Origin of the sequence: Rathayibacter sp. AY1A5 (assembly GCF_002930875.1) — a bacterium.
GTDB lineage: Bacteria > Actinomycetota > Actinomycetes > Actinomycetales > Microbacteriaceae > Rathayibacter.
In genome coordinates, this window is record NZ_PSTM01000007.1 from 78,792 (window position 1) to 104,716 (window position 25,925).

Consider the following 25,925-nt stretch of genomic DNA (forward strand, 5'->3'; position numbering starts at 1 on the left):
CGAGGTGGGCGCGTTCCATGGAGCGTCGTGCGTTCCGCCGACGGTGAAGCGCTGGCACGCGCTTCACCGGATACGGCTGTGTTGAGGGGGAGCCGGTCCTTGCCCGGCTCCGCGCGGTCGGCTTTTCGAGGTGGGCGCGTTCTGTGGAGCGTCGTGCGTTCCGCCGACGGGAAAGCGCTGGGACGCGCTTTCCCGGATACGGCTGTGTTGGTGGGGAGCCGGTCCTTGCCCGGCTCCGCGCAGTCGGCCGCTCGAGGTGGGCGCGTTCCATGGAGCGTCGTGCGTTCCGCCGACGGTGAAGCGCTGGCACGCGCTTCACCGGATACGGCTGTGTTGAGGGGGAGCCGGTCCCTGCCCGGCCCGGCGCGGTCGGCACCGCGACAGGGGCGCGTCGAGGAGAGCGTCGGGCGTTCCGCCGACGGGATAGAGCTGGGCGCGCTGTCCCGGAGGCGGCTGCGATCGGGACGGCCTGGTGGTAACGGCGGGAGAGCGCGGGGTCAGCGGAGGGAGATGCCCTCGGTGGCGGGGGCGGCGGAGTAGACGGCGGCGATGGTGTCGGCGAAGTCGGCGAGGATGACGTTCCGCTTGATGCTCATCTTCGGAGTCAGGTGACCGCTCGCCTCCGTGAACTCGGTCGGGAGGATCACGAACTTCCGGATCGACTCGGCGCGGGACACGCGCTCGTTCGCCGCATCGACGGCCCGCTGCACCTCGGCCAGAACGACCGGGTTCACGGCCGCGTCCTCGAGTGAGAGGCCCTTGTCCTGCCCGTTGTTGGCGAGCCACGTCGGCAGCATCTCGGAGTCGAGCGTGACCAGAGCGGCGATGAACGGGCGCTGATCGCCGACGACGACGACCTGGCCGACCAGCGGGTTCGCGCGGATCGGATCCTCCAGCGCCGCCGGAGCGACGTTCTTGCCGCCGGCGGTGACGATGATCTCCTTCTTCCGCCCGGTGACGCGCAGGTACCCGTCCTCGTCCAGGGTTCCGAGGTCGCCCGTGCGGAACCACTCGCCGTCGAACGACTCGGCCGTCGCCGCCTCGTTGTTCCAGTAGCCGCCGAAGACGTCGATGCCGCGCACCTGGATCTCGCCGTCGCCCGCGATCCGGATCGAGACCCCGGGCATCGCCGGGCCCACCGAGCCGATCTTGAACCGCTCGGTGCGGTTGACCGTGGCGGGCGCCGTCGTCTCCGTGAGGCCGTAGCCCTCGAGGATCTTGATGCCGAGGCTGTGGAAGAAGTGCCCGAGCCGGTCTCCCAGCGGCGCCGAGCCGGACACGGCGAAGCGGACGTTCCCGCCCATGGCGGTGCGCAGCTTCGAGTACACGAGCCGGTCGAAGAGGAGGAACTGCAGCTTCAGCGCGAGCGGCACCGAGCCCGCCTCGAGCGCCATCGAGTGGGCGACGGCGACGTCGGCCGCGCGGCGGAAGATCTTCCCCTTCCCTCCGGCCTCGGCCTTCTGCTCCGCGGAGTTGTAGACCTTCTCGAACACGCGCGGCACGGCCAGGAGGAACGTCGGCTTGAAGGACGCGAGCGAGGGGAGCAGCTGCCTGGTGTCGGCCTGGTGCCCCACCTTCACCCCGCCGTGCACGCAGAGGATCGCGATGAAGCGGGCGAACACGTGCGCGGTGGTGATGAACAGCAGCGTCGACGCGCCGGGCTGGTGGATCAGCTCCGTCAGGGCGACCGCCGAGTTGCGGCTGAGCTCGACGAAGTTCGAGTGCCGGATGATGCAGCCCTTGGGGCGGCCGGTGGAGCCGGAGGTGTAGATGATCGTCGCGATGTCGGTGCCGGTCGCCAGCGAGCGGCGGCGCTCGATCTCGGCGTCCGGCACGTCGACGCCGCGCGCGACGAGCTTGTCCAGATCGCCCAGCCCGATCTGCCAGGCGAGTCGGACCTCGGGAAGGTCGGCGCGGATCTCGTCGAAGCGGGCGAAGTGCTCGGGAGTCTCGACGATCGCGGCGTGCGCGCCGGAGTCGGCGAGGTTCCACTGCACCTGCGCGGGGGAGGAGGTCTCGTACACCGGGACGAGGATCCCGCCGGCGAACCAGACGGCGAAGTCGATCAGCGTCCACTCGTATCGCGTCTTGCAGATCAGCCCGACCTTCTCGCCCGGCTCGAGGCCGGCGGCGACGAAGCCCTTCGCGAGGGCCGTGACCTGGTCGAGGAACTCCTGCGCCGTCACATCGCGCCAGCCGTCGCCGTCGAGCAGCGCGAAGAGCGGGCGATCGGGCGTCTCGCGGACGCGGTCCAGCAGGAGGGCGGTCGTGTTGGCCTGGGGATCGGCCGGAACCACCAGGGGGGAATCGAACTGGTCCACGGCAACTCCTTCGGTACCTGAATGAACGTCGTCTCCACCCTACCGGCGCGGCGCAAGCTGTGGATCCGTTCAGGGTAACGATCCAGGGGTGGCTCCGCGAGGAGGGCCGACACGCGTCGCCGGGTCTCGCCGCTGAGCCGCATCGGAGCGCTCGCGGTCACTACACTCGTCCTGGCCGCCGCTCAGGGCGGCCCGCCGACGCTGCCGCGCCGGTGGCGACGGGAAGGCGGTTCGCGTGCACGCGATCGGGATCGACATCGGCGGCACGAAGATCGCCGGAGCCCTGGTCGACGAGTTCGGGGGGATCCTCCGCGAGGACCGTCGGCCCACTCCCGCCGGGCACCCCGAGCTGATCGTCGACGTCGTGGTCGAGATGGTCGAGCATCTGCGCTCCGGCCTGCTCCCGGGAGACGTCTCCGCGGTCGGAGTCGCCGCCGCCGGCTTCATCGACGCCTCGCAGTCGATCGTCTACTACGCCCCGAACATCAACTGGCGCAACGAGCCCTTCCGCGAGAAGCTCTCGGCCCGCATCGACCTGCCGATCATCATCGAGAACGATGCGAACGCCGCCGGCTGGGCCGAGTTCCGCTACGGCTCGGGCCGCCTCGTCAGCGACATGCTGATGCTCACCATCGGAACCGGAGTGGGTGGCGCGATCGTCATCAACGACCGGCTCCTGCGCGGCGGCTTCGGCGCAGCGGCCGAGATCGGGCACATGCGCGTCGTCCCCGGAGGCCTGCCCTGCGGCTGCGGCGCCCGCGGCTGCATCGAGCAGTACGGCTCGGGCCGCGCGCTCCAGCGCTTCGCCGGCGAGCTGGCCGACGCGGGCGGGATCGGCCAGGGCATCGCCGACGCCCGCGCCCGCAACGGCGGCGAGCTGAACGGCCACCTCATCTCCGAGCTGATCACCGCCGGCGACCTCGGCGCCCTCGCGGCGCTGCGACAGCTCGGCCACTGGCTGGGCGAGGCGGCGGCCAGCCTGAGCGCCGTCCTCGACCCGCAGATGTTCGTCATCGGCGGCGGAGTGGCGCAGGCGGGCGACCTCCTGCTGGACCCCATCCGCCAGGCCTACCTCGACAACCTCCCCGCCCGGGGCTACCACCCCGAGCCCGAGTTCCGCATCGCGGAGCTCGTCAACGACGCCGGAGTCGTGGGGGCCGCCGACCTGGCGCGCCTGCACGCGAGCTCCCTCTAGCGGCACCCGCCGCACCCGATCCGCCGCACCGCCGAGGAGCCCGATGTTCTACTGGTTCATGAAGCACATCGTCGCGGGCCCGCTCCTGAAGACGATCTTCCGGCCGTGGGTGGTCGGCGCCGACAAGGTGCCGCAGAACGGCGGCGTGATCCTCGCGAGCAACCACCTCTCCTTCATCGACTCCGTGATCCTCCCGCTGGTGATCGAGCGGAACATGGTCTTCCTCGCCAAGAGCGACTACTTCACCGGCAAGGGCCTCAAGGGCTGGGCGACGCGGACGTTCTTCACCGCCACGGGGATGCTGCCCATCGACCGCTCCGGTGGCAAGGCGTCGGAGGCCTCGCTCAACACGGGCCTCCGCGTCCTCGCGGGCGGCCACGCCCTGGGCATCTATCCCGAGGGCACGCGCAGCCCCGACGGCCGCATGTACCGCGGCCGCACCGGTGTCGCGCGCATGGTCCTCGAGGCCCGCGTGCCCGTCATCCCGGTCGCCATGATCGACACCGCGCGCATCATGCCCATCGGCAAGCGCCTGCCGAAGCTGGGCCGCATCGGCATCGTCTTCGGGGAGCCGCTCGACTTCAGCCGCTTCGAGGGCATGGAGGGCGACCGGTTCATCCTCCGCTCGATCACCGACGAGATCATGTACGAGCTCCTCGCCCTGAGCGGCCAGGAGTACCTCGACGTCTACGCGACCTCGGTCAAGGAGAAGCGCGCGGCCCTCACCCGCTGAGCGCCCGCTCGACGCCGGGGCCACCTCCCGGCCGAGCGCTCTGCCAGGCGATAAGCTCGTCAACCGCTGCCGTCCGTCCGGACGGCGGCCCTCCGCGCGCCGCTGGCGCCCGTCAGAACCGGGAACACCCTCGTGGTCATCGATCCGAACGAACCGTACGTCCTCGCCGCCCCCTCCGTGGTCGCCGGCCTGGACTATTGGCGCGAGCTCGAGATCAAGCAGCAGCCGCAGTGGCCCGATGCGGAGGCCGTGCGAGCGGCGTCCGCCGAGGTGGCCGCGCTCCCTCCGCTGGTGTTCGCCGGCGAGGTGGACCAGCTGCGCGAGCGTCTCGGAGCCGCGGCCCGCGGCGAGGCGTTCCTCCTGCAGGGCGGCGACTGCGCCGAGACCTTCGCCGGAGCGACCGCCGAGCAGATCCGCAACCGCGTCAAGACCGTGCTGCAGATGGCCGTCGTCCTGACCTACGGCGCGAGCATGCCCGTCATCAAGATGGGCCGGATGGCCGGCCAGTTCGCGAAGCCGCGCTCGAGCGACCTCGAGACCCGCGGCGACGTGACCCTGCCCGCCTACCGCGGCGACATCGTCAACGGCTACGACTTCACCCCGGAGTCGCGCGCCGCGGACCCGCGCCGCATCGTGCAGGGCTACCACACCGCCGCCTCGACGCTGAACCTCATCCGCGCCTTCACGCAGGGCGGATTCGCCGACCTGCGCCTCGTCCACTACTGGAACAAGGGCTTCACCGAGAACCCGCAGAACCAGCGCTACGAGCAGCTGGCCCGCGAGATCGACCGCGCGGTCAAGTTCATGGTGGCGTGCGGGGCCGACTTCGAGGGCATGAAGCGCACCGAGTTCTACACCGGCCACGAGGGCCTGCTGATGGACTACGAGCGCCCCATGACGCGCATCGACTCGCGGACCGGCACGCCGTACAACACCTCCAGCCACTTCATCTGGATCGGCGAGCGCACCCGCGAGCTCGACGGCGCGCACGTCGACTTCCTGTCGCGGGTGCGCAACCCGATCGGCGTGAAGCTCGGCCCGTCGACCACGCCCGAGACGATGCTCGAGCTGATCGACAAGCTCGACCCCGAGCGGGAGCCCGGTCGCCTCACCTTCATCACCCGCATGGGTGCCGGGAGGATCCGCGACGCCCTCCCGCCGCTGCTCGAGGCCGTCAAGCGGAGCGACGCCCTGCCGCTGTGGGTGACCGATCCGATGCACGGCAACGGCCTGACGACGCCGACCGGCTACAAGACCCGTCGCTTCGACGACGTGGTCGACGAGGTCAAGGGCTTCTTCGAGGCGCACCGCGCCGCGGGGACGCACCCCGGCGGCATCCACGTCGAGCTCACGGGCGACGACGTCACCGAGTGCCTCGGCGGCTCGGAGCACATCGACGAGGCGACGCTCGCCACCCGGTACGAGTCGGTCTGCGACCCGCGCCTCAACCACATGCAGTCCCTCGAGCTCGCGTTCCTCGTGGCGGAGGAGCTCCGGGGCCGCGCGATCTGATCCGGCCCCGACCGCCGGTCGAGTCCCCGTCGAGGGGCTCGACCGGCGGCGTCAGGTCGTGATGGTGATCGACAGCTGGATCGTCGTGCCGCGCTGCACGAGATCGCCGGCCTTGTTGGACTGGTTCGTGACCTTGGTCAGCTCGTTCGGCGCCGCGTCGATCAGCGGGCCGAGCGTCGTCAGGGAGTAGCTCCACGACAGGTCCGCCGCCTCGAGGGCCGCCTTCGCCTCGTCGCGGTTCATCCCCACGACGTTCGGCACGGCGACGGGCTCGGGCCCCTTCGACACGACGACCGAGACGGTGTCGCCGGTCACGGCGGGCGCCTCCGGGTTCGCCTGCGTGAGGACGACGCCCGCGGCCACGGTGTCGCTCCAGTCCTCGCCGCTGCGGTCGAGGGCGAGACCGGCCGCCTCCGCCTTCGCCGTCGCGTCGTCGATCGAGAGGCCGACGACGTTCGGGATCGGTCCGAGACTCACCACCATCGCGATGGTGCTGGTCTCGGACATCGTCTCGGGCAGCGCCGATCCGTCAGGCAGCGAGGCGGAGACGACCACACCCGCGTCGACGTCGGCGTCGAAGATCTTCGAGACGTCGCCGACGGTGAAGGAGCCGCCCGTCACCGCGGCGGCAGCGTCGGCCTCCGAGAGGCCGGCGAGCGACGGGACCGGCAGCTGGCGCGGCCCGCTCGAGACGGTCAGCGTGATGACGGAGCCCTTGTGCACCCCCTGCCCGCCGGGCGGATCGGAGCTCACCACCGTCCCCGCGGGCACGGTGAGGTCGGGCGTCTCCTGCGGCTGCACCTCGAAGCCCTGCGCCTGCAGCTGGGCCGTCGCGTCCTGCTGCGACTGGCTGACGACGTCCGGGATCGACACGATCGCGCCGGGTCCCTCGCCGAACCACCAGGCCGTCCCGCCGCCGATGAGCGCCAGGAGGAGCACGACCACCGTGAGCAGGACGCCGCGACGCCGTCGGACGCGGCGCCTGCTCGCGAGCCGGGCGACGGTGTCGTCGTCCTCGTCGACCACGAGCACCGCTCCGGGCGCCGGCGCCGGGTCGAAGACCGAGGTCTGCCCGGGCTCCGCCGTATCGAAGACGGCCGTCGCGGGCGCCGGATCGGCGACGGGCGCCGGGAGCGGGGTGACCGCCTGCGTGTCGCCGCGGCGGTCGCTCGGTGTGATGCCCATGAGCCGCTCGGCCTCGAGCAGCTGCGCGAGCATGACACCGGCGTCGCGGGGCCGCATGTCCGGGTCGCGCTCGGTCGCCCAGAGGACGAGCTCGTCGAGCGAGGTGGGGACGGAGGCGACCGTCGCGCTGGGGTACGGGACGGAGTCGTTCGCGTGCTGGTACGCGATCTGCATCGGCTGCTCGCCCGTGAAGGGCTGCTGTCCGGTGAGCATCTCGTAGATCATGATCCCGATGGCGTATATGTCGCTGCGGGTGTCGGCGGTGCCCCGCGTGACCAGCTCGGGGGAGAGGTAGGCGATCGTGCCGAGGAGGGCCTGACCGGAGGCGGTGTTGGCGGAGGCGGCGCGCGCGAGGCCGAAGTCGCCGATCTTGATCCGGCCGTCGTCGGCGAGGAGCACGTTCTCGGGCTTGAGGTCGCGGTGGAGGATCCCGGCGCGGTGCGCGGCGGCGAGACCCGAGAGCACGGAGTGCATGATGTCGACGACCTGCTGGGCGGTCAGCCGGCCGCGCTCCTTGAGCAGGTCGCGCAGGGTGATCCCGGGGAGGTACTCCATCACCAGGTAGGCCATGTCTGAGTCCTGGCCCTGGTCGAAGACGCTGACCACGTTCGGGTGGGCGAGACGGGCGGCGGAGCGCGCCTCCTGGACGAAGCGGTTCTTGAACGTCGCGTCGTCGGAGAGGTGGCCGTGCATGACCTTCATCGCCACGCGGCGCTCGAGGCGCTGATCGTGCGCGAGGTAGACCGTCGCCATGCCGCCGCGGGCGATCCTCGAGCGCACCTCGTACCGGCCGTCGACGAGACGGCCGAGGAGAGGGTCGAGCTGGCTGGTGGTCACGCGACGAGTCTAGGCAAGACCCCCGGGGGAACCGGTGAGCGACGCCCGGGCGGCGCAGGACGGGCCCGACTCCTTCTCCGGGGCGCCCGCAGTTGGCGGCCCTCCGGGCTCGTGGCAGTCTTGACGCGTGACCGACTCGTCCGCTTCCCCCGCCACCTCGACCGATTCCGAGCTCGAGTGGCTGACCGTCCCCGACCTCGTGGAGCTGACCGGGCTCGGCGCCGGCCGGGTCCGCCGCCTCCTCGAGGAGCGCCACCTGCTCGGCACCCGCCGCGACGGCGTGCTGAAGGTCCCCGCCCTCTTCCTCCGCGACGGGGAGCCGATGAGCGAGATCCGCGGCACCGCGATCCTGCTCGCCGACTCCGGCTTCACCGACGACGAGGCGGTCGACTGGATGCTGACGGTCGAGGAGAGCCTGGGCACGAGCCCGATCGTCGCCCTCCGCGCCGGCCGCAAGGCCGAGGTCCGGCGGGTCGCCCAGGCCCTGGCCTGATCCCGCTGGTCCGCTCCTAGGAGGTGCGGACCGTGACCTGGGCGGCCAGCTCGCGCAGCTCCGCCACGCCCTCCGTGCGGAGCGGCGCGTCGGGGAGGACCGCGATCGCCGCTGCCACCTCCTGGTCGATGCGCTCCTCGAGCCGCTCGAGGGCGCCGCTGCCCGCGATGATCTCCTGCGCCCGCGCGATGGACGCCGCGTCGGCGTCGCTCCGGCCCACGACCGCGTCGAGCTCGGCCCGCTCGCCCGGCGAGCACGCGCCGCGGGCGAGGCCGAGCAGCACGGTGCGCTTGCCCTCCCTCAGATCGTCGCCGGCCGGCTTTCCCGTCACCGCCGGGTCGCCGAAGACTCCGAGGACGTCGTCGCGCAGCTGGAAGGCGATCCCGACCGGGAGCCCGAAGCGGCGCAGGGCGTCCAGCTGAGCGTCGTCGCCGCCGGCGAGGGAGCCGCCGATCACCAGAGGCGCCTCGATGCTGTACTTCGCGCTCTTGTAGACCACCACCCGCTCCGCCCGCTGCAGGTGCTCGTGCTCGGGGTGCTGCACCCACGCGCTCTCCTCGAGGATGTCGAGGTACTGGCCCAGCGTGACCTCGGTGCGCATCAGGTTGAACTCGGCGCGCGCGCGCTCGGCCGCGACTCGATCCCCGAGCGACCACTCCGCCGCGGCGAAGATCTCGTCCGACCAGACCAGGAGGAGGTCGCCGAGGAGGATCGCGGACGAGCGGCCGAACTCGTCGCGGTCGCCGGTCCAGCCGCCGTCGGCGTGGAAGGAGGAGAAGCGCCGGTGCGCCGCGGGAGCGCCGCGGCGGGTGTCGGAGTTGTCGATCACGTCGTCGTGGACGAGGGCGGCGGCGTGGAACAGCTCCAGCCCGGCGCCCACCCTCGCGATCGGATCGGAGCCGCTCGGATGGGCCTCGCTCGAGGTGCTCGACACCGCGTTCCAGCCCGCCTCGCAGAAGCGCGCGCGGAACCGCTTGCCCCCGCTGAGAAAGTCCCGCGAAAGGTCGCCGAGGGCGGAGACGTCCTCTCCTATGGAGCGCAGAATTGGCGTGCGCCCGGTGAGGAATTCATCGATTCGGAGCTGGACGCGATCGACCAGTCGAGAGCTGTGGTTCACCCGACCAGCCTATGCACCGAAGGTGCCTGGTGCCTGCGTCGGGCTCGGTCTACACTGAAGCGCCGCCCGACCGGTCGAGCCCAGACGCCGCCTATTCCGGTGCCGATCCCCGAAAGGGTCGACGCCGCACCCTGAAGGGGTCACGATGCCGCTTTCGGAACACGAGCAACGGCTCCTCGATGAGATGGAGCGGAACCTCTACCAGAACGACGCCGATTTCGTGGCGGCGGTCGGCAAGGGGCGCGGCGGCACCAACTACCGGGCCCTCGTGCTCGGCATCCTGCTCGGCATCCTCGGTCTCGCCGTGCTCGTCGCGGGCGTGGTCGTGCGCCAGCCCCTCGTCGGCATCCTCGGGTTCGCCTTCATGCTCGGCGGCGTGATCGTGGCCATGCGCCCGGCCGCCGGCGGCTCCGCCGAGCCCGGCCTGCCCGACGTCGGCCGTCCGTCGAAGCCCCGCTCGGGCAACCGCCAGGGGTCCGGCTTCATGGACCGACTGAACGACAGATGGGATAACCGCGGAGACGGGCGCGGCTAGCCCCCCCTCCGCTCCACCACAGGGTCGATCCTCACGGATCGGCCCTTTTTTCGTGCCCGCGGACTCCCTCCCGCGGCCTTCCCCCTCCACTTCGCCCCACTGTCGCGATTCCGCGGAAACACGCGGATGACCGGGGCCTCTCCGGCGCGCCCCGCGCCGCGCCGGGGTTGTGAGTGGGGGGAAGTGGAGTACTGTGGAGGACACACCATCCTTGGCCGGAAGAAGTGGGGGGCAGTCCGTGTTCCTCGGCACCTATTCCCCCAAGCTCGACGAGAAGGGCCGCGTGATCCTCCCCGCCAAGTTCCGCGACGAGCTCTCCTCCGGAGTCGTCGTCACGCGCGGCCAGGAGCGGTGCCTGTACGTGTTCAGCCAGGCCGAGTTCGAGGTGATGCACGAGAAGATCCGGCAGGCGCCGGTGACCAGCAAGCAGGCGCGGGACTTCCTCCGGGTGTTCCTCTCGGGCGCGAGCGCCGAGACGCCGGACAAGCAGAACCGCGTGACCCTTCCGGCTCCGCTGCGCGCCTACGCCGGCCTCGACCGCGACCTCACCGTCATCGGAGCGGGCAACCGCGCCGAGATCTGGGCGCAGGGCGCCTGGGAGACCTACCTGCAGGAGCAGGAGTCCGTGTTCTCCGACACCCAGGAGGAGGTGATCCCCGGCCTGTTCTAGGTCCTGTCGCGCGACTCCCAGCCACTCGGCGCCCGGACGCACCTTCCCCGGTGTCCGGACGCGAGGTGGATGGGGATCGGACGACAGGAACGGGAACGGCGGGACCGCCATGGCAGAGAACACTCCGAAGGACGCTCCGCGCCCGACCGAGGAGCGGCACCTCCCGGTGCTGCTCGAGCGCTGCGTCGAGCTCCTCGCTCCGGCGCTGGAGCGCGACGGGGCGGTCGCCGTCGACGCGACGCTCGGCATGGGCGGGCACTCGCTCGCGCTGCTCGAGCGCTTCCCCGGCCTGCACCTCGTGGGCCTGGACCGCGACCCCGAGGCGCTGCAGCTCGCGGGGGAGCGGCTCTCCGCCCACGCCTCCCGGATCGACCTCGTGCACGCCGTCTACGACGAGCTGCCCGACGTGCTCGACGAGCTGGGCATCGACACGATCGACGGTGCGCTCTTCGACCTCGGCGTCTCCTCGCTCCAGCTCGACGAGACCGAGCGCGGCTTCTCCTACTCCAAGGACGCGCCGCTCGACATGCGGATGGACTCGACCGCCCCGCTCACGGCGGCGAGCATCCTCGCCGACTACGACGAGACCGCCCTGCGCCGCATCTTCCACGAGTACGGCGAGGAGCGCCTCGCCGCGCGCTACGCCAAGAAGATCGTGGAGGCCCGTCGCGAGGCTCCGCTGGAGCGCTCCGGCCGTCTCGTCGAGATCATCCAGGCGGCGACCCCGGTCGCGATCCAGCGGAACGGCCACCCCGCCAAGCGCGTCTTCCAGGCGCTGCGGATCGAGGTCAACCAGGAGCTGTCCGTCCTCGAGCGGGCGATCCCCGCCGCGCTGGGCCGGATCAACGAGGGCGGGCGGATCGTCGTCGAGGCGTACCAGTCGCTCGAGGACCGGATCGTCAAGCGCGCGCTCCAGGCCGCGTCCTCCTCCACCGCCCCGGCCGGCCTCCCGATGGAGCTGCCGGAGCACCGACCCGAGTTCCGACTCGTCATCCGCGGAGCCGAGCTCGCCTCCGACGACGAGAAGGCCCGCAACCCCCGAGCGACACCCGTGCGTCTGCGCGCGGCCGAGAGGATCAGGAGCACCGCATGAGCGCCACCGCCGTCATCGACCCCGCCGTCATCGACACCGCCCGCCGAGCACGCCCCGAGGAGGAGGCGCCCCGCCCCCGCATCGAGGCCGTCCCGGCCGGTCAGGCGCAGTCGCGCCCGAAGCTCGTCTACGGGATCGTCGCCGTCGCCGGCCTCTTCGCGATCATCGTCGTCCAGCTCCTGGTGAGCGTCGGCCTCTCGCAGGGGGCCTACCAGATCTCGGCGCTGCAGACCGAGCAGAAGTCGCTCACCCGCAGCAACGCGGAGAAGCAGGACGCCGTCGACACGCTGAGCTCGCCGCAGAACCTCGCCACCGCCGCTCAGGGCCTGGGCATGGTCGCCAACACCGCGCCGGTCTACCTCCGCCTCTCGGACGGCGCCGTGCTGGGCGACCCCTCCTCCGCCGCGTCGAGCGAAGTCACGGGCACCGCCTCCGCGCCGCTCGTGCCCAACGCCCTCGTCCCGGCTCTCCAGCCCGGCGCGAGCGCGTCCTCCCCGGCTGTCGACGGCGCGGCCGTACCGTTGCAGGGCGAGCTGCCCGCGCCCATCACGCACTGACGCACGGCGTCGCGGTCCGCCTCCGTGCGGGCACCCGCCCCGCGGGGCGCACGACGACCATCCGGACCCGACGAACGGCGGCCCGCCCGCCCGGAGCAAGAAGGACAACGCCGCAGTGAGACACCACCGCTCGAGCAGACGCCGCACGGCCGTCACGTTCGTCATCATCGTCGCCGTCGTCGGACTCTTCATCGGCAAGCTGGTGGACATCCAGATCGTGCGGGCGAACGAGCTCACCGATGCGGCCGCCCAGAACCAGTCGAACAGCGTCGTCACCTACGGCCAGCGCGGCCCCATCGTGGACCGCTCCGGGACGGTGCTCGCGGACACCACCACGCGCTACCGGCTGACGACCTCGCCGAAGAACGTGGCCGAGTTCCCGCGCGAGCTGGGCGAGGACCAGAAGGTCATGGTCAGCGTGCAGCAGGCCGCCTCCGAGATCGGCGCGATCACCGGGCAGTCGGTCGAGCAGATCACCGGAGCGGTGGACGCCGCGCTCGCGAAGGACGCCAAGGCCAACTACCTGATCCTCTCGGAGGGGCTCGACCTCGAGGCCTACCAGAAGCTCGTCGCGCTCGACATCCCGTGGACCTACTTCGAGACCCAGCAGGGACGCAGCTACCCCAACGGCGCGGTGGCCGGCAACCTCGTCGGCTACGTCGGGGCGGACGGAGCGGCCCAGGAGGGCATGGAGTACGCGGAGAACACCTGCCTCGCGGGGCAGGACGGGTCCGAGAGCTACGAGCGCAGCGCCGACTACGTCCGGATCCCGGGCAGCACCGTCTCGGAGACCCCGGCCGTCGACGGCGGGACGCTGAAGCTCACCATCGACTCCGACCTCCAGTACTACTCCCAGCAGGTCCTCTCGCAGCGCGTCGCCGAGGTCGGCGGCAGCTACGGGATCGTCGTGGTGCAGGAGGTCAAGACCGGCAAGCTGCTCGCCGTGGCCGAGACGCCGACGGTCGACCCCAACAACGTCGAGGCGAGCGCCTCCGCAGACCGCAGCTCGCGCGCCTTCCGCGCGCCGTTCGAGCCGGGCTCGACCTTCAAGCCGATGACGGCCGCGATGCTGATCGACCAGGGCCAGGCGGGCCCGACGACCCAGGTCGTCGTCCCGGACTCCTTCGAGAAGGACGGCGCCTCGTTCAGCGACGACTTCGCGCACACCCCGACGAACTACACGCTGACCGGCATCCTCAAGGACTCGTCGAACGTCGGCATCTCGATGCTCGGCTCCCGCCTGTCGGCCCAGACCCGCTACGACTACCTGCAGAAGTTCGGTCTCGGCACGCCCACCACGAGCGGCTTCCCCGGCGAGGAGGGCGGCCTGCTCGCCGACCACCAGGACTGGGACAACCAGACGAACTACACGACGATGTTCGGCCAGGGCGTCTCGGCGACCGCGGTGCAGGTCGCGAGCATCTACCAGACGCTCGGCAACGGCGGAGTGCGGCTCCCGTCGCAGCTGATCGACGGCTGCACCACGGCCGACGGCTCCGTCGTGGACGTCCCCGATGCGACGGGCACCCAGGTGGTGTCGAGCTCGGCCGCGAAGCAGGTCGTCGACATGCTGCAGACGCACTACAACGAGGGCTGGCTGGCGAACGACATCCACGTCGACGGCTACAACATCGCCACCAAGACCGGTACCGCGCAGCAGCCCGACGGGAAGGGCGGCTACTCGAAGAGCTACACCGTCTCGCTCGCCGGGCTCGCGCCGGCGGAGGACCCGGAGTACGTCGTGACGGTCACCATCGCCGATCCGGTTAAGATGAATACGTCCCAGGCGACGGCTCCCGTCTTCCAGCAGGTCATGACCCAGGTGCTCAAGACCAACCGGGTGGAGCCGTCCACGGTGCCGCCCGTCGAGTACCCGACGACGTGGTGAGCCCCGCCGGGACCACGATCCACGCACCAGAACGAGAGAAAGAGCGGGCAGTGCACGACCCTCGCCCGCAGTCCTCGCTCCGCCCCGAGCACCCCGTGCCGCGGAGTCTCTCGCAGCTCGTGGCCGAGTTCTCCCTCGGCCCGGTCCGCGGCCTCGAGGGCGTCGAGGTGAGCGGAGTCACGCTGGACTCGAACCAGGTCGAGTCCGGAGACCTCTACGTCGGTGTCGCAGGACGCCGTGCCCATGGCGCGGCCTTCGCGGCGGCCGCCGCGGCGTCCGGAGCCGTCGCCGTGCTGACCGACCCGGCCGGAGCGGAGCTCGCCGCCGACAGCGGCCTGCCCGTGCTGGTGACCCCCGACCCGCGGGCCGCCCTCGGCGACGTCGCCGCGTGGATCCACCGCACCCGCGAGGACGTCCCGACGCTCTTCGGCGTGACGGGTACCAACGGCAAGACGAGCGTCGTCTACATCCTCGACGCGCTGCTGCGCCGGCTCGGAGTCGTCTCCGGCCTCAGCTCCACCGCCGAGCGCCGGATCGGCGACGTCGCCGTGGTCAGCTCGCTGACCACTCCCGAGGCGAGCGAGCTGCACGGCCTGCTCGCGCGGATGCGCGAGTCCGCCGTCCGCGCGGTCTCCATCGAGGTGTCGGCGCAGGCGATCACGCGGCACCGGATCGACGGCCTCGTCTTCGACGTCGTCGGCTTCACGAACCTCAGCCACGACCACCTCGACGACTACTCCGATCTGCGCGAGTACTTCGAGGCCAAGGCCGACCTCTTCGAGCCGGAGCGCGCACGCCGCGGCGTCGTCACGGTCGACAGCGCCTGGGGGCGCGAGCTCGCCGAGCGCAGCCGCATCCCCGTCGCGACGCTCGCCGGCTCGCCGGTCGTCGGAGTCGCTCCGACGACGCCCGCCGACTGGTCGATGACGGTGCTGGACGCGACGCCCGACAGCACCACCTTCCGCCTGGAGGGGCCCGAGAACCGCTCCGTCGTCGTCACCGTCTCGCTGATCGGCTGGTACATGGCGTCCAACGCGGCGCTGGCGATCGTGATGCTGGTGGAGTCGGGCTTCGACCTGGACGCCGTCGCGCACGCGCTCGAGGACAGCCGTCTCGACGTCTACATCCCGGGCCGCGCCGAGCTCGTCTCGGGGGAGCGCGGACCGCGCGTCTACGTCGACTACGGCCACACCCCCGACGCGTTCCAGAACGCGCTCGAGGCGCTGCGGACCATCACGCCCGGCCGCCTGTTCATGGTGTTCGGGGCGGACGGGGACCGCGACACGACCAAGCGGAGCGACATGGGCGCCATCGCCGCCCGCCTCGCCGACGTCGTGGTCATCACGGACTTCCACCCGCGCTGGGAGGATCCGGCCGCCATCCGCGCCGCGCTCCTCCAGGGCGCCCGGGCCGCCGTGCCCGACCGGGAGATCCACGAGATCGCCGACCCGCGCGCCGCCGTGCGCGCCGCCGTCGCCCTCGCGCGCGAAGGGGACTCGATCCTCTACGCCGGGCCCGGCCACGAGGACCACCAGGAGATCGCAGGAGTGCACATGCCGTATTCGGCCAGAGACGACGTCCGTCACGCGCTGCGCGAGGCGGGCTGGCTGTAGATGATCGCCCTCACCCTCACCGAGATCGCCGAGGCCGTCTCCGGACGCCTCCACCTGGCCGGCTCGTCCGCCACGGCCGCCACCGTGATCGATGGAGCGACCGAGACCGACTCCCGCGAGATCGCGCCCGGCGGGATCTTCGTCGCCAAGCGCGGCGAGCACACCGACGGCCACCTCTTCGCTCCCGCCGCTCTCGAGCGCGGTGCCGCGCTCCTCATCGTGGAGCGCCCGCTCGACCTCGACGTGCCGCAGGTCCTCGTCGACGACTCCGTCGAGGCGCTCGGAGCGCTGGCGACCGAGGTCGTCCGGCGCGTCCGCGCGAAGGGCGGGCTCACCGTCATCGGCGTCACCGGCTCGAACGGCAAGACGACGACCAAGAACCTCCTCCGCACCGTCCTCGAGCGGGTCGGAGAGACGGTCGCTCCGCGCGGATCCTTCAACAACGAGGTCGGCGCGCCGATCACGATGCTCCAGGTGTCCGAGTCGACGCGCTTCCTCGTCGCCGAGATGGGCGCGAGCGCGGTCGGCGAGATCCGCCGCCTCGTCCGGATGGCCAGGCCCGACGTCGGCGTCGTCCTCGCCGTGGGCCTCGCGCACGCCGGCGAGTTCGGCGGGATCGAGCGCACGCTCGAGGCCAAGACAGAGATGGTCGCCGACCTCACCGCCGACGACGTCGCCGTGCTGAACGCCGACGACGGCCGGGTCGCCTCGATGGCGGGCCGCACCGCCGCCCGGGTCCTCTGGTTCGGCCGCGGCGAGAGCGCGGACGTCCGCGCCGTCGACATCGACGCGACCGCCGACGGCACCCGCTTCGCCATCGAGGTCTCGGCGGGGGAGGGCCGCGAGGCCGCTCGCGCCGAGCTCCTGCTGCGCGTCCTCGGCGAGCACCACGTGATGAACGCCCTCGCGGCGACCGCCGCCGCGCTCTCTGTCGGAGTGGCGCTGCCCGCGATCGTCGAGGCTCTCGCGACCGTCACCCTCGCCGAGCGCGGCCGCATGGAGGTCCTGGGCGGCGAGGACGTCCGCGTCATCAACGACGCGTACAACGCGAGTCCCGACTCCACCGCGGCCGCCCTGCGCACCCTCGCCCAGATCGCGAAGCCCGGGGGGCGCACCGTCGCCGTCCTGGGAGAGATGAGCGAGCTCGGCGAGTGGGCCGACGAGGAGCACGAGCGCGTGGGCCTGCTGGCCGTCCGCCTCAACATCTCCCAGATCGTGGTGGTGGGCCGAGGCGCCCGCCGGATCCACGTCGCGGCCGAGCGCGAGGGATCGTGGAGCGGCGAGTCCGTCTTCGCGGAGACCTCCGACGAGGCGTTCGACCTCCTCGAGGACTACCTGCGACCCGGCGACACCGTGCTGGTCAAGTCGTCCAACTCCGCGGGGCTGCGCTTCCTCGCCGACCGTCTCGGGGAGCGTCACCGATGAGGGCACTCCTCCTGTCCGGCGCGTTCTCGGGAGCCTTCACGCTCCTGATGACGCCCCTGTTCATCCGCCTCTTCCACCGCCTGCAGTGGGGCCAGTTCATCCGCGAGGACGGACCGAAGTCGCACCACGTCAAGCACGGCACGGCGACGATGGGCGGCATCGTCATCATCATCGGCACCGTGGTCGGCTACTTCCTCGGGATGCTGTTCGGCAACCGGGCGATCGCGCCGTCGGCCCTGCTGGTGCTCTTCATGATGGTCGGGCTCGGACTCGTCGGCTTCGTCGACGACTTCCTGAAGACCCGCAACCAGCGCAGCCTCGGCCTCGGCGGCTGGGCGAAGATCGCCGGCCAGGTCATCGTCGCCGCGGCCTTCGCGGTGATCGCGATCATGGTCCGCGACTCCAACGGGCTCACCCCCGCGTCCACCTCGATCTCGTTCATCCGCGACCTGCCGTTCGACTTCGCCTCCCTCGGCTGGATCGGCATCGGCCTGTTCGTGCTGTGGATCTGCATCATCGTCACCAGCACGTCGAACGGCGTGAACGTCGCCGACGGGCTCGACGGACTCGCCACCGGGTCCTCGATCCTCGCGATCGGCTCCTACGTCATCATCGGGTTCTGGCAGTCGAACCAGTGGTGCTTCGACCAGCACCTCAACCCCGAGGTCGTCGACAAGTGCTACCAGGTGAGCGACCCGTTCGACCTGGCCATCATCGCGGCGGCCGTCTCCGGTGCCCTGGTGGGCTTCCTCTGGTGGAACACCTCGCCGGCGCAGATCTTCATGGGCGACACCGGCTCGCTCGGCCTCGGCGGCGCGCTCGCGGCCCTGGCGATCCTCACCCGCACCGAGCTGCTGGTCATCCTCATCGGCGGCCTGTTCGTCATCGTGACCGGCTCGGTCATCCTCCAGCGGATCTACTTCAAGCTGACCCGGGGCAAGCGCATCTTCCTGATGAGCCCGCTCCATCACCACTTCGAGCTCAAGGGCTGGGCCGAGATCACCGTCGTGGTCCGGTTCTGGATCATCGCCGGCATCTTCGTCGCCGCCGGAGTCGGGCTCTTCTACCTGGAATGGCTGTCGCTGGCATGACCGATCCCGCCCGTCCCGACTCCCTCCGCAGCTGGCACTCGGACTGGCGCGGCCTGCGCGTCGCCGTGCTGGGCCTGGGCGTCACCGGGTTCTCGGTGGCCGACACCCTGACCGAGCTCGGCTCCGAGGTGCTGGTCCTCGCCGACCGCGCCGACGAGGAGCGCGAGCGCCTGCTCGAGGTGATCGGCGCCCGCCTGCACCGGGCCGACCGCCTCGACTCCGCTCCGGAGGAGCTGCACGCGTTCGCACCGGAGCTGGTCGTGGTGTCGCCCGGCTTCCGGCCGACGCACCCGATCCTCGTGTGGGCGGCGGAGTCCGGGATTCCCGTGTGGGGCGACGTCGAGCTCGCCTGGCGCGTCCGCGACAAGGTCGTGCGCGCCGACGGCACTCCGGCGGACTGGGTGGCCGTCACCGGCACCAACGGGAAGACCACGACCGTCCAGCTCACGGCGACGATGCTCGTGGCCGGCGGCCTCCGCGCCGCACCCTGCGGCAACATCGGCGTGCCCGTGCTCGACGCGGTCCGCGACCCGCAGGGCTTCGACGTCCTCGTCGTGGAGCTCTCGAGCTACCAGCTGCACTACCTGGGCGCGATCGAGCCGATCGCGAGCGCGTGCCTCAACATCGCCGACGACCACCTCGACTGGCACGGCTCGTTCGACGCCTACCGAGCGGCCAAGGGCAAGGTCTACGCCGGCACCCGCGTCGCCTGCGTGTACAACCGCGCCGACGCGGCGACCGAGCAGATGGTGCTCGACGCCGAGGTGGTGGAGGGCGCCCGGGCGATCGGGTTCGGCCTCGGCGTGCCCGGCCCGAGCGACTTCGGGATCGTCGACGGCATCCTCTGCGACCGCGCCTTCCTCGAGGACCGCCGCACCAGTGCCCTCGAGATCACCACCGTGGACGAGCTCGCCGCACGGAACCTCGCCGCTCCGCACATCGTCCAGAACGTGCTCGCCGCGGCAGCGCTCTCCCGAGCGTGCGGGATCGAGGTCACGGCCGTCCGCACCGCGCTGGCGTCCTTCGAGCTCGACGCCCACCGCATCCAGGTCGTCGCCGAGCACGACGGGGTGACCTGGGTGAACGACTCCAAGGCCACGAATCCGCACGCCGCCGACGCCTCGCTGCGCGCGTACCCGTCGGTCGTCTGGGTCGTCGGCGGCCTGCTCAAGGGCGTCGACGTGGACGCCCTCGTGGCCGCGCACGTCGGCCGCCTGCGGGGCGCCGTGGTGATCGGCGCCGACCGCTCGGCGCTGCTCGCGGCATTCCGGCGACACGCGCCCGCCCTCCCCGTGAGCGAGGCGGTGCCGGACGACACTGGTGCGGTGATGCAGGCGGCCGTCGAGGCCGCCGCGACGCTCGCCCGCTCGGGGGACGTCGTCCTGCTCGCACCCGCCGCGGCCTCGATGGACCAGTTCCTCGACTACGCGGCTCGGGGCCGCTCCTTCGCGGCCGCCGTGGCGACACACCTGGGAGGGGGAGCCGATGACCGCTCCGACGACGAGCCGCCCCGCGGGCCGCTCGCGCAGTGAGCCGCGTGGGAAGGACCGGAGCGGGGCCCGCTCCGCGCGGATCGTCCTGTCGAAGGTCTTCGCCTCCCACTCGCCGAACTTCTACCTCCTCTTCGGCACCACGCTCTTCCTGGTGCTGTTCGGACTGACGATGGTGCTCTCCTCCTCGTCGGTCACCTCCTACGTGTCGAGCGACGACTCCTTCGGCGGCTTCCTGCGCCAGGGCGGATTCGCCCTCCTCGGGATCCCGATGATGCTGGTGGTCTCGCGGCTGCCCCTCGGCGTGTGGAAGCGCGTGACGCCGATCCTGCTCATCGCCGGCTGCGTCCTCCAGTGCCTCGTGCTCTTCACGCCGCTCGGCGACTCCGTCGGCGGGAACCGCAACTGGATCCGCCTCGGCGCCTTCAGCATGCAGCCCTCCGAGATCATCAAGCTCGCGCTCGCCCTCTGGCTGGGGCTCCTGCTCGCCCGCCGCTACCGGTCGCCGAAGGACTGGAAGGACGCGCTCATCCCCGTCCTGATCGTCGGCGGCGCGGCGATCGGACTGGTCCTCATCGGAGGCGACCTGGGCACGGTCGTGATCATGGCGGGCATCGTCCTCGCCGCGCTCTTCTACGCGAACGTCCAGATGAAGGTCCTCGTGCCGATCGTGGTGGTCGGTGCGATCGGAGCGGTGCTGTTCGCCGTCTCCAGCGACAACCGCCTCACCCGGATCATGTCCTTCCTCGGCGACTGCTCCAACGTCGAGGAGTACCAGAACTCGTGCTGGCAGCCGGTGCACGGCACCTGGGCGATGGCCTCCGGCGGGATCTTCGGCGTGGGCCTCGGCAACTCCAAGGCCAAGTGGTCCTGGCTGCCCGCCGCGGACAACGACTACATCTTCGCCATCATCGGCGAGGAGCTCGGGCTGATCGGAGCGATCGTCGTCCTGGCGCTGTTCGTGGTCCTCGCGGTCGCCTTCTTCCGCGTCATCCACGCGTCCTCCGATCCGTTCGTGCGGATCAGCACCGGCGCGATCATGGTCTGGCTGATCGGCCAGGCGTTCGTCAACATCGGCGTCGTCCTGGGGGTGCTCCCGGTGCTGGGGGTCCCGCTGCCGCTGATCTCCTCCGGAGGCACCGCCCTGCTCAGCTCGCTCCTCGCCATCGGCGTCGTCCTCTCCTTTGCCCGCACTCAGACCGCGCCCCTGCCCGGCGCGGGCGTGCTGCGCCGCAGGAAGGCGGCGGCGGAGTGACCCGCTACCTCCTCGCCGGCGGCGGCACCGCCGGCCATGTCAATCCGCTGCTCGCGACGGCCGACGAGATCCGCAGGCGGAACCCGGACGACGAGGTTCTCGTGCTCGGCACCGCCGAGGGGCTCGAGGCGCGCCTCGTCCCCCTCCGCGGCTACGAGCTCTCGGTGATCCCACGGCTGCCGTTCCCGCGCCGTCCGAACGCGGCGGCGCTGCGGTTCCCCGGAGCCTTCCGTGCGACCATCGCCGGCATCGTCCGGACGATCCGCGACCGGCGGATCGACGCGGTGGTCGGCTTCGGCGGGTACGCGGCAGCACCCGCCTACCTGGCGGCGCGCCGCGCCGGCGTCCCCTTCACCGTCCACGAGGCCAACGCGCGCCCCGGGCTCGCCAACCGCCTCGGCGCGCGCGCGACCCGCTCGGTCGGCGTGGCCTTCGAGGGCACGCCCCTGCCGCACGCGCGGGTCGTCGGCATGCCGCTGCGCCGCGAGATCGCCGAGCTCGACCGGGCCGCGCGCCGCGACGAGGCGATGGCGGCGCTGGGCCTCGACCCGTCCCGGCAGACCCTCCTGGTGACCGGCGGCTCCCTCGGCGCTCGACGGATCAACGCGACGGTGCACGCCGCCGCCCGGGATCTCGTCGCCACCGGCTTCCAGGTCCTCCACATCACGGGCGACCACGCCGAGATCACGGACCCGGGGGTGGCCGGCTACCACCTCCTCGCCTACTGCGACCGGATGGACCTCGCGCTGTCCGCCGCGGACGTGGCCGTCTCCCGCGCGGGGGCAGCGACGGTCAGCGAGCTGACAGCCCTCGGCCTGCCCGCGGTCTACGTCCCGTACCCGGTCGGCAACGGCGAGCAGCGCTACAACGCGCGCGGCGTCGTCGACGCCGGGGGAGCGGTCCTCGTCGAGGACGCCGCCTTCCTCCCCGGCTGGGTCCAGCGGGAGCTCGTACCGCTCCTGGGCGACACCGCCCGTCGCGACGAGATGGCGCGCCGGGCCGCCCGCGTGGGAGTCCGCGACGGCTCCGGGCGGCTCGTCGACCTGATCGAGTCGACCCTCTCCGAGCCGCGCTGAGCCCGCTCCGCGCGGCTCGGGAGAGCACTCCCGCCCACCGTCTACACTGATCCGGCGCACCGCGGGAGGCCCCTCCCGCCCGCCGCGACCCACCCGAAAGCGAGAGCCCCGTGATCAAGCCCGACCTCGGCATCACCGTCCCCGACGAGCTCGGCTCGGTCCACTTCATCGGCATCGGCGGCTCCGGGATGAGCGGGATCGCCCGGCTGTTCCACCACGCCGGGCACCGGGTCACCGGTTCCGACGTCCGCGAGTCCCACCCCATCGAGCAGCTCCGGGAGCTCGGCGTCCCGGTCGCCATCGGCCACGACGCGGCGAACCTCGGGGACGCCGAGGCGGTCGTCGTCACCTCCGCCCTGTGGCCCGACAATCCGGAGTACCTGCTCGCGAAGGAGCGCGGCCTGCCCGTGCTGCACCGCTCGCAGGCGCTCGCCTGGCTGGTGCGCGGCAAGCGCCTGGTCGCGGTGGCCGGAGCGCACGGCAAGACCACGTCGACCGGCATGATCGTCACCGGCCTGCTCGGCGTCGACGCCGACCCCAGCTTCGTCAACGGCGGCATCATCGAGAGCCTCGGCACCTCCGCCGCCGCCGGCTCCGGCGAGGTCTTCGTCGTCGAGGCCGACGAATCGGACGGCAGCTTCCTCCTCTACGACACCGCGGTCGCCCTCAACACGAACGTCGACCCGGACCACCTCGACCACTACGGATCGCTGGAGGCGTTCGAGGAGGCCTTCGTCACCTTCGCCTCCTCCGCGAGCGAGCTCGTCGTCATCTCCTCCGACGACCCCGGCGCCGTCCGCGTCACCGAGCGGCTGGACGGCGGACGGGTGCTGACCTTCGGCGAGGCCGAGGGGGCGGACGTCCGCGTCGTCGACCTCGACCTCGTCGGCCCCGTCGGCTTCTCGGTCGAGTACGAGGGCAGGCGCTACTCGGCCCGCCTTCGCATCCCCGGCCGGCACAACGCGATCAACGCGGCTGGCGCGTTCGCAGTGCTGGTGGGCCTGGGCTTCGATCCGGCCGCCTCGCTCGAGGCCGTGTCGGCGTTCGGAGGCACGGAGCGCCGCTTCGAGCTGCACGGAGCGGTCCGCGGAGTCAGCGTCTACGACGACTACGCCCACCACCCCACCGAGGTGGCCGCCGCCCTCTCCGCCGCGCGCACCGTGGTCGGCGAGGGCCGCATCATCGCCGTGCACCAGCCGCACCTCTACAGCCGCACCCGCCTCTTCGCCCGCGAGTTCGCTGAGACGCTCGAGCGCTACGCCGACGAGACGATCGTCCTCGACGTCTACGGGGCGCGCGAGGATCCGGAGCCCGGAGTGACCGGAGCGCTGGTCAGCGAGAAGTTCGCCGACCCGTCGCACGTCTCGTTCGTCCCGGACTGGGCGGAGGCGGCCCGCCTCGCGGCCGGCATCGCGCGCGAGGGCGACTTCGTCATCACCCTCGGCTGCGGCGACGTCTACCGGATCATCCCGCAGGTGCTCGAGTCGCTCGGCGCGAGCGAGGCCGCGCCGGTCGCACGATGACCGCGGTCCTCGCGCCCGAAGCGGGGGAGCGGCCGTGAAGCGGCCCGACGGCGGACGCCCTCCGGCGCCCGGTCGGAGCGTCCCCACGCGCGGCGGCGAGCCGGAGCCGGACACCGAGCCGATCCGGATCGTCTCCGCGATCCGCGTGGACCCGGAGGCGGCCGAGCGCACCCCGTCGCGCGCGGGCGCGGTCCGCCGCACCCTCTCGGGCCTGCGTGTGCCCGGTGCCGAGAACCGGGCCGTCTCCCGGGCCGCCCGCGAGCGGAGGCGCTACGAGCGGGGGGAGGTCCGCCGCTTCACGAAGCGCGCGCGTCGGCGCCGCCTGATCGCCCTGGTCGTGGCCGGGTCGCTGGTCGCCCTCGCCCTGATCGTCGGAGTCGCGGCCTTCTCGCCGCTCATGGCCGTGCGCACGATCGAGATCTCGGGCACCCAGCGCGTCGACGCCGCCGCCCTGCAGAGCGAGCTCGACGACCAGCTCGGCGTCCCGCTCACCCTGGTGGACCGGGACGAGGTCGGCCGCGTGCTGGGCGCGTCCCCGCTCATCCAGAGCTACTCGGTGCAGACCCGGCCGCCGAGCACCCTCGTGGTGTCGATCGTCGAGCGCACGCCCCTCGGCGTGATCGCGGCGGGGGGCCGCTTCGAGCTCGTGGACGCGGCCGGAGTCGTCATCGAGACGGCGGACTCGGCGCAGCCCGGCTACCCGGTCCTCACCACCGCGTCCGGTGACGCCTCGGGAGCCGGCTTCCGCGCGACCGCGCGGGTGCTGCGCTCCCTGCCCGCGTCGCTCGCTCCGCAGGTGACGGCCGCCACGGCCACGACCGGCGACGACGTCTCGCTCACCCTGCAGAACGGCACGGAAGTCGTCTGGGGCGGGTCGGACGAGTCGGCGCTCAAGGCCGTCGTGCTCGAGAAGCTGATGGCCGCGACCGACCCCGCCGTCGTCGGCACTTACGACGTGTCCTCGCCCCAGGCCGCCGTCGTGGCGCCCCGGCCCTGACCGGCGGCGGATCCGCGCGTTCTTTCGAGCGTTGCGGGCGTGTCTGCTGGGAGCGCGACCGGACTCCGCCTACCGTCGGAGCCGAACCCCAAATGCATACTCAGCATAACTTTAAGCCTCAACTACAGGTTTAAGGTTCAGCCCGGAGGCCGGAGACGTGACTTCAAACCAGAACTACCTCGCCGTGATCAAGGTCGTCGGCATCGGCGGTGGCGGCGTCAACGCCGTCAACCGCATGATCGAGCTCGGCCTGCGTGGTGTCGAATTCATCGCGATCAACACGGACGCCCAGGCGCTCCTGCTCAGCGACGCCGACGTCAAGCTCGACGTGGGCCGCGAGCTGACGCGCGGACTCGGCGCCGGCGCCGACCCCGAGGTCGGCCGCCGCGCCGCCGAGGACCACGCCGAGGAGATCGAGGAGGTCCTCGCGGGGGCCGACATGGTCTTCGTCACCGCGGGCGAGGGCGGCGGCACCGGCACAGGCGGCGCGCCCGTCGTCGCGCGGATCGCCAAGTCGATCGGCGCCCTCACCATCGGCGTCGTGACCAAGCCCTTCGGGTTCGAGGGACGCCGTCGGCAGACGCAGGCCGAGGCCGGCGTCGCGACGCTGAAGAACGAGGTCGACACGCTCATCGTCGTTCCGAACGACCGCCTGCTCGAGATCAGCGACCGCGGCATCTCGATGCTCGAGGCCTTCGCGACCGCCGACCAGGTGCTCCTCGCCGGCGTCCAGGGCATCACCGACCTGATCACCACGCCCGGCCTGATCAACCTCGACTTCGCCGACGTGAAGTCGGTCATGCAGGGCGCGGGCTCGGCGCTGATGGGCATCGGCTCGTCGCGCGGCGCCGATCGCGCGATCAAGGCGGCCGAGCTGGCCGTCGCCTCACCGCTGCTCGAGGCCAGCATCGACGGCGCGCACGGCGTGCTCCTCTCGATCCAGGGCGGCTCGAACCTCGGCATCTTCGAGATCAACGACGCGGCGCGCCTCGTCCAGGAGGCGGTGCACGCCGAGGCGAACATCATCTTCGGTGCCGTGATCGACGACACGCTCGGCGACGAGGTGCGCGTCACCGTCATCGCCGCGGGGTTCGACGGCGGAGAGCCGGGCGGAACCGCTCAGGCCGCGATCGCTCAGCCGCGCCAGCAGCAGAGCTCGGCGAGCGAGTCGGCCGCCGAGGCCGTCCCGGCTCCCGCCGCCGCCCCTGCGGCCGGCTCGATCTGGTCGAGCACCCCCGTCGCCGCCCCGGCCCCGGTCGCCGACCCGTCCTTCGACGACGACGACAGCGACCTGGACATCCCCGACTTCCTCAAGTAGT

Annotated in this window: 21 protein-coding genes; 18 read left to right on the forward strand and 3 right to left on the reverse strand. The window is 71.8% G+C overall.

The window, feature by feature from the left end:
- Nucleotides 1-497: 497 nt before the first annotated feature.
- The gene (locus C5B98_RS06700) at nt 498-2,321 is read right to left on the reverse strand and encodes a long-chain fatty acid--CoA ligase (protein ID WP_104327504.1); all 1,824 of its coding nucleotides are present in this window, start codon (nt 2,319-2,321) and stop codon (nt 498-500) included.
- A 235-nt stretch (nt 2,322-2,556) separates the two neighbouring features.
- On the opposite strand from C5B98_RS06700, the gene C5B98_RS06705 reads away from it, so the two are divergent.
- From C5B98_RS06705 to C5B98_RS06715, 3 genes are all read left to right on the forward strand, one after another.
- Entirely contained in the window at nt 2,557-3,516 is a 960-nt protein-coding gene (locus tag C5B98_RS06705) for an ROK family glucokinase (RefSeq protein WP_104222580.1), read from the forward strand.
- A gap of 43 nt (nt 3,517-3,559) precedes the next feature.
- Nucleotides 3,560-4,249, forward strand: a complete 690-nt coding sequence (locus C5B98_RS06710; RefSeq protein ID WP_104222581.1) for a 1-acyl-sn-glycerol-3-phosphate acyltransferase — start codon at nt 3,560-3,562, stop codon at nt 4,247-4,249.
- A 177-nt stretch (nt 4,250-4,426) separates the two neighbouring features.
- Complete coding sequence (locus tag C5B98_RS06715) at nt 4,427-5,761, forward strand: class II 3-deoxy-7-phosphoheptulonate synthase (RefSeq protein ID WP_104222617.1); 1,335 nt, start codon at nt 4,427-4,429, stop codon at nt 5,759-5,761.
- 51 nt (nt 5,762-5,812) lie between these two features.
- Here the strand turns inward: C5B98_RS06715 and pknB are convergent, their stop codons facing one another.
- Nucleotides 5,813-7,783: a Stk1 family PASTA domain-containing Ser/Thr kinase gene (gene pknB / locus C5B98_RS06720; protein ID WP_104327505.1), complete on the reverse strand. Its 1,971-nt coding sequence runs from the start codon at nt 7,781-7,783 to the stop codon at nt 5,813-5,815.
- Between the two features lie 127 nt (nt 7,784-7,910).
- Between pknB and C5B98_RS06725 the strand changes: the two genes are divergently transcribed.
- Nucleotides 7,911-8,276: an Rv2175c family DNA-binding protein gene (locus C5B98_RS06725; protein WP_104222583.1), complete on the forward strand. Its 366-nt coding sequence runs from the start codon at nt 7,911-7,913 to the stop codon at nt 8,274-8,276.
- Nucleotides 8,277-8,292: 16 nt separating this feature from the next.
- Here the strand turns inward: C5B98_RS06725 and C5B98_RS06730 are convergent, their stop codons facing one another.
- Nucleotides 8,293-9,393: a polyprenyl synthetase family protein gene (locus C5B98_RS06730; protein ID WP_104222584.1), complete on the reverse strand. Its 1,101-nt coding sequence runs from the start codon at nt 9,391-9,393 to the stop codon at nt 8,293-8,295.
- A gap of 145 nt (nt 9,394-9,538) precedes the next feature.
- Here C5B98_RS06730 and C5B98_RS06735 point away from each other — a divergent pair, with 145 nt between their 5' ends.
- From C5B98_RS06735 to ftsZ, 14 genes are all read left to right on the forward strand, one after another.
- Nucleotides 9,539-9,928 (forward strand): DUF3040 domain-containing protein, encoded by a 390-nt coding sequence (locus C5B98_RS06735; RefSeq protein WP_104222585.1) that lies wholly within the window; start codon nt 9,539-9,541, stop codon nt 9,926-9,928.
- Nucleotides 9,929-10,166: 238 nt separating this feature from the next.
- Nucleotides 10,167-10,598: a division/cell wall cluster transcriptional repressor MraZ gene (gene mraZ / locus C5B98_RS06740; RefSeq protein ID WP_104222586.1), complete on the forward strand. Its 432-nt coding sequence runs from the start codon at nt 10,167-10,169 to the stop codon at nt 10,596-10,598.
- A gap of 109 nt (nt 10,599-10,707) precedes the next feature.
- Nucleotides 10,708-11,691 carry a 16S rRNA (cytosine(1402)-N(4))-methyltransferase RsmH gene (rsmH, locus tag C5B98_RS06745; RefSeq protein ID WP_104327506.1) on the forward strand — a complete coding sequence of 328 codons (984 nt, stop codon included), beginning with the start codon at nt 10,708-10,710 and terminating at the stop codon, nt 11,689-11,691.
- Entirely contained in the window at nt 11,688-12,248 is a 561-nt protein-coding gene (locus tag C5B98_RS06750; RefSeq protein WP_104250753.1) for a hypothetical protein, read from the forward strand. The genes rsmH and C5B98_RS06750 overlap by 4 nt, the downstream gene beginning before the upstream one ends.
- Nucleotides 12,249-12,363: 115 nt before the next feature.
- The gene (locus C5B98_RS06755; protein ID WP_258063455.1) at nt 12,364-14,136 is read left to right on the forward strand and encodes a penicillin-binding protein 2; all 1,773 of its coding nucleotides are present in this window, start codon (nt 12,364-12,366) and stop codon (nt 14,134-14,136) included.
- A gap of 50 nt (nt 14,137-14,186) precedes the next feature.
- Nucleotides 14,187-15,749 carry a Mur ligase family protein gene (locus C5B98_RS06760; RefSeq protein ID WP_104327507.1) on the forward strand — a complete coding sequence of 521 codons (1,563 nt, stop codon included), beginning with the start codon at nt 14,187-14,189 and terminating at the stop codon, nt 15,747-15,749.
- On the forward strand, nt 15,750-17,174 hold the full coding sequence (murF, locus tag C5B98_RS06765) for a UDP-N-acetylmuramoyl-tripeptide--D-alanyl-D-alanine ligase (RefSeq protein WP_104222590.1): 1,425 nt from the start codon (nt 15,750-15,752) through the stop codon (nt 17,172-17,174).
- A complete protein-coding gene (mraY, locus tag C5B98_RS06770) occupies nt 17,171-18,265 on the forward strand; it encodes a phospho-N-acetylmuramoyl-pentapeptide-transferase (RefSeq protein ID WP_104222591.1) in 1,095 nt (364 codons plus the stop codon). The genes murF and mraY overlap by 4 nt, the downstream gene beginning before the upstream one ends.
- Entirely contained in the window at nt 18,262-19,797 is a 1,536-nt protein-coding gene (gene murD, locus C5B98_RS06775; RefSeq protein WP_104327508.1) for a UDP-N-acetylmuramoyl-L-alanine--D-glutamate ligase, read from the forward strand. Before mraY ends, murD begins: the two co-directional genes overlap by 4 nt.
- Nucleotides 19,751-21,010, forward strand: a complete 1,260-nt coding sequence (gene ftsW / locus C5B98_RS06780; RefSeq protein WP_104250757.1) for a putative lipid II flippase FtsW — start codon at nt 19,751-19,753, stop codon at nt 21,008-21,010. Before murD ends, ftsW begins: the two co-directional genes overlap by 47 nt.
- Nucleotides 21,007-22,086: an undecaprenyldiphospho-muramoylpentapeptide beta-N-acetylglucosaminyltransferase gene (gene murG, locus C5B98_RS06785; protein WP_104327509.1), complete on the forward strand. Its 1,080-nt coding sequence runs from the start codon at nt 21,007-21,009 to the stop codon at nt 22,084-22,086. Before ftsW ends, murG begins: the two co-directional genes overlap by 4 nt.
- 110 nt (nt 22,087-22,196) lie before the next feature.
- On the forward strand, nt 22,197-23,609 hold the full coding sequence (murC, locus tag C5B98_RS06790; protein ID WP_104327510.1) for a UDP-N-acetylmuramate--L-alanine ligase: 1,413 nt from the start codon (nt 22,197-22,199) through the stop codon (nt 23,607-23,609).
- Between the two features lie 34 nt (nt 23,610-23,643).
- Nucleotides 23,644-24,606 carry a cell division protein FtsQ/DivIB gene (locus tag C5B98_RS06795; protein WP_104327511.1) on the forward strand — a complete coding sequence of 321 codons (963 nt, stop codon included), beginning with the start codon at nt 23,644-23,646 and terminating at the stop codon, nt 24,604-24,606.
- Nucleotides 24,607-24,763: 157 nt separating this feature from the next.
- Nucleotides 24,764-25,924, forward strand: coding sequence for a cell division protein FtsZ (gene ftsZ / locus C5B98_RS06800; protein WP_104263024.1), 1,161 nt, complete (start codon nt 24,764-24,766; stop codon nt 25,922-25,924).
- Nucleotide 25,925: the final 1 nt, after the last annotated feature.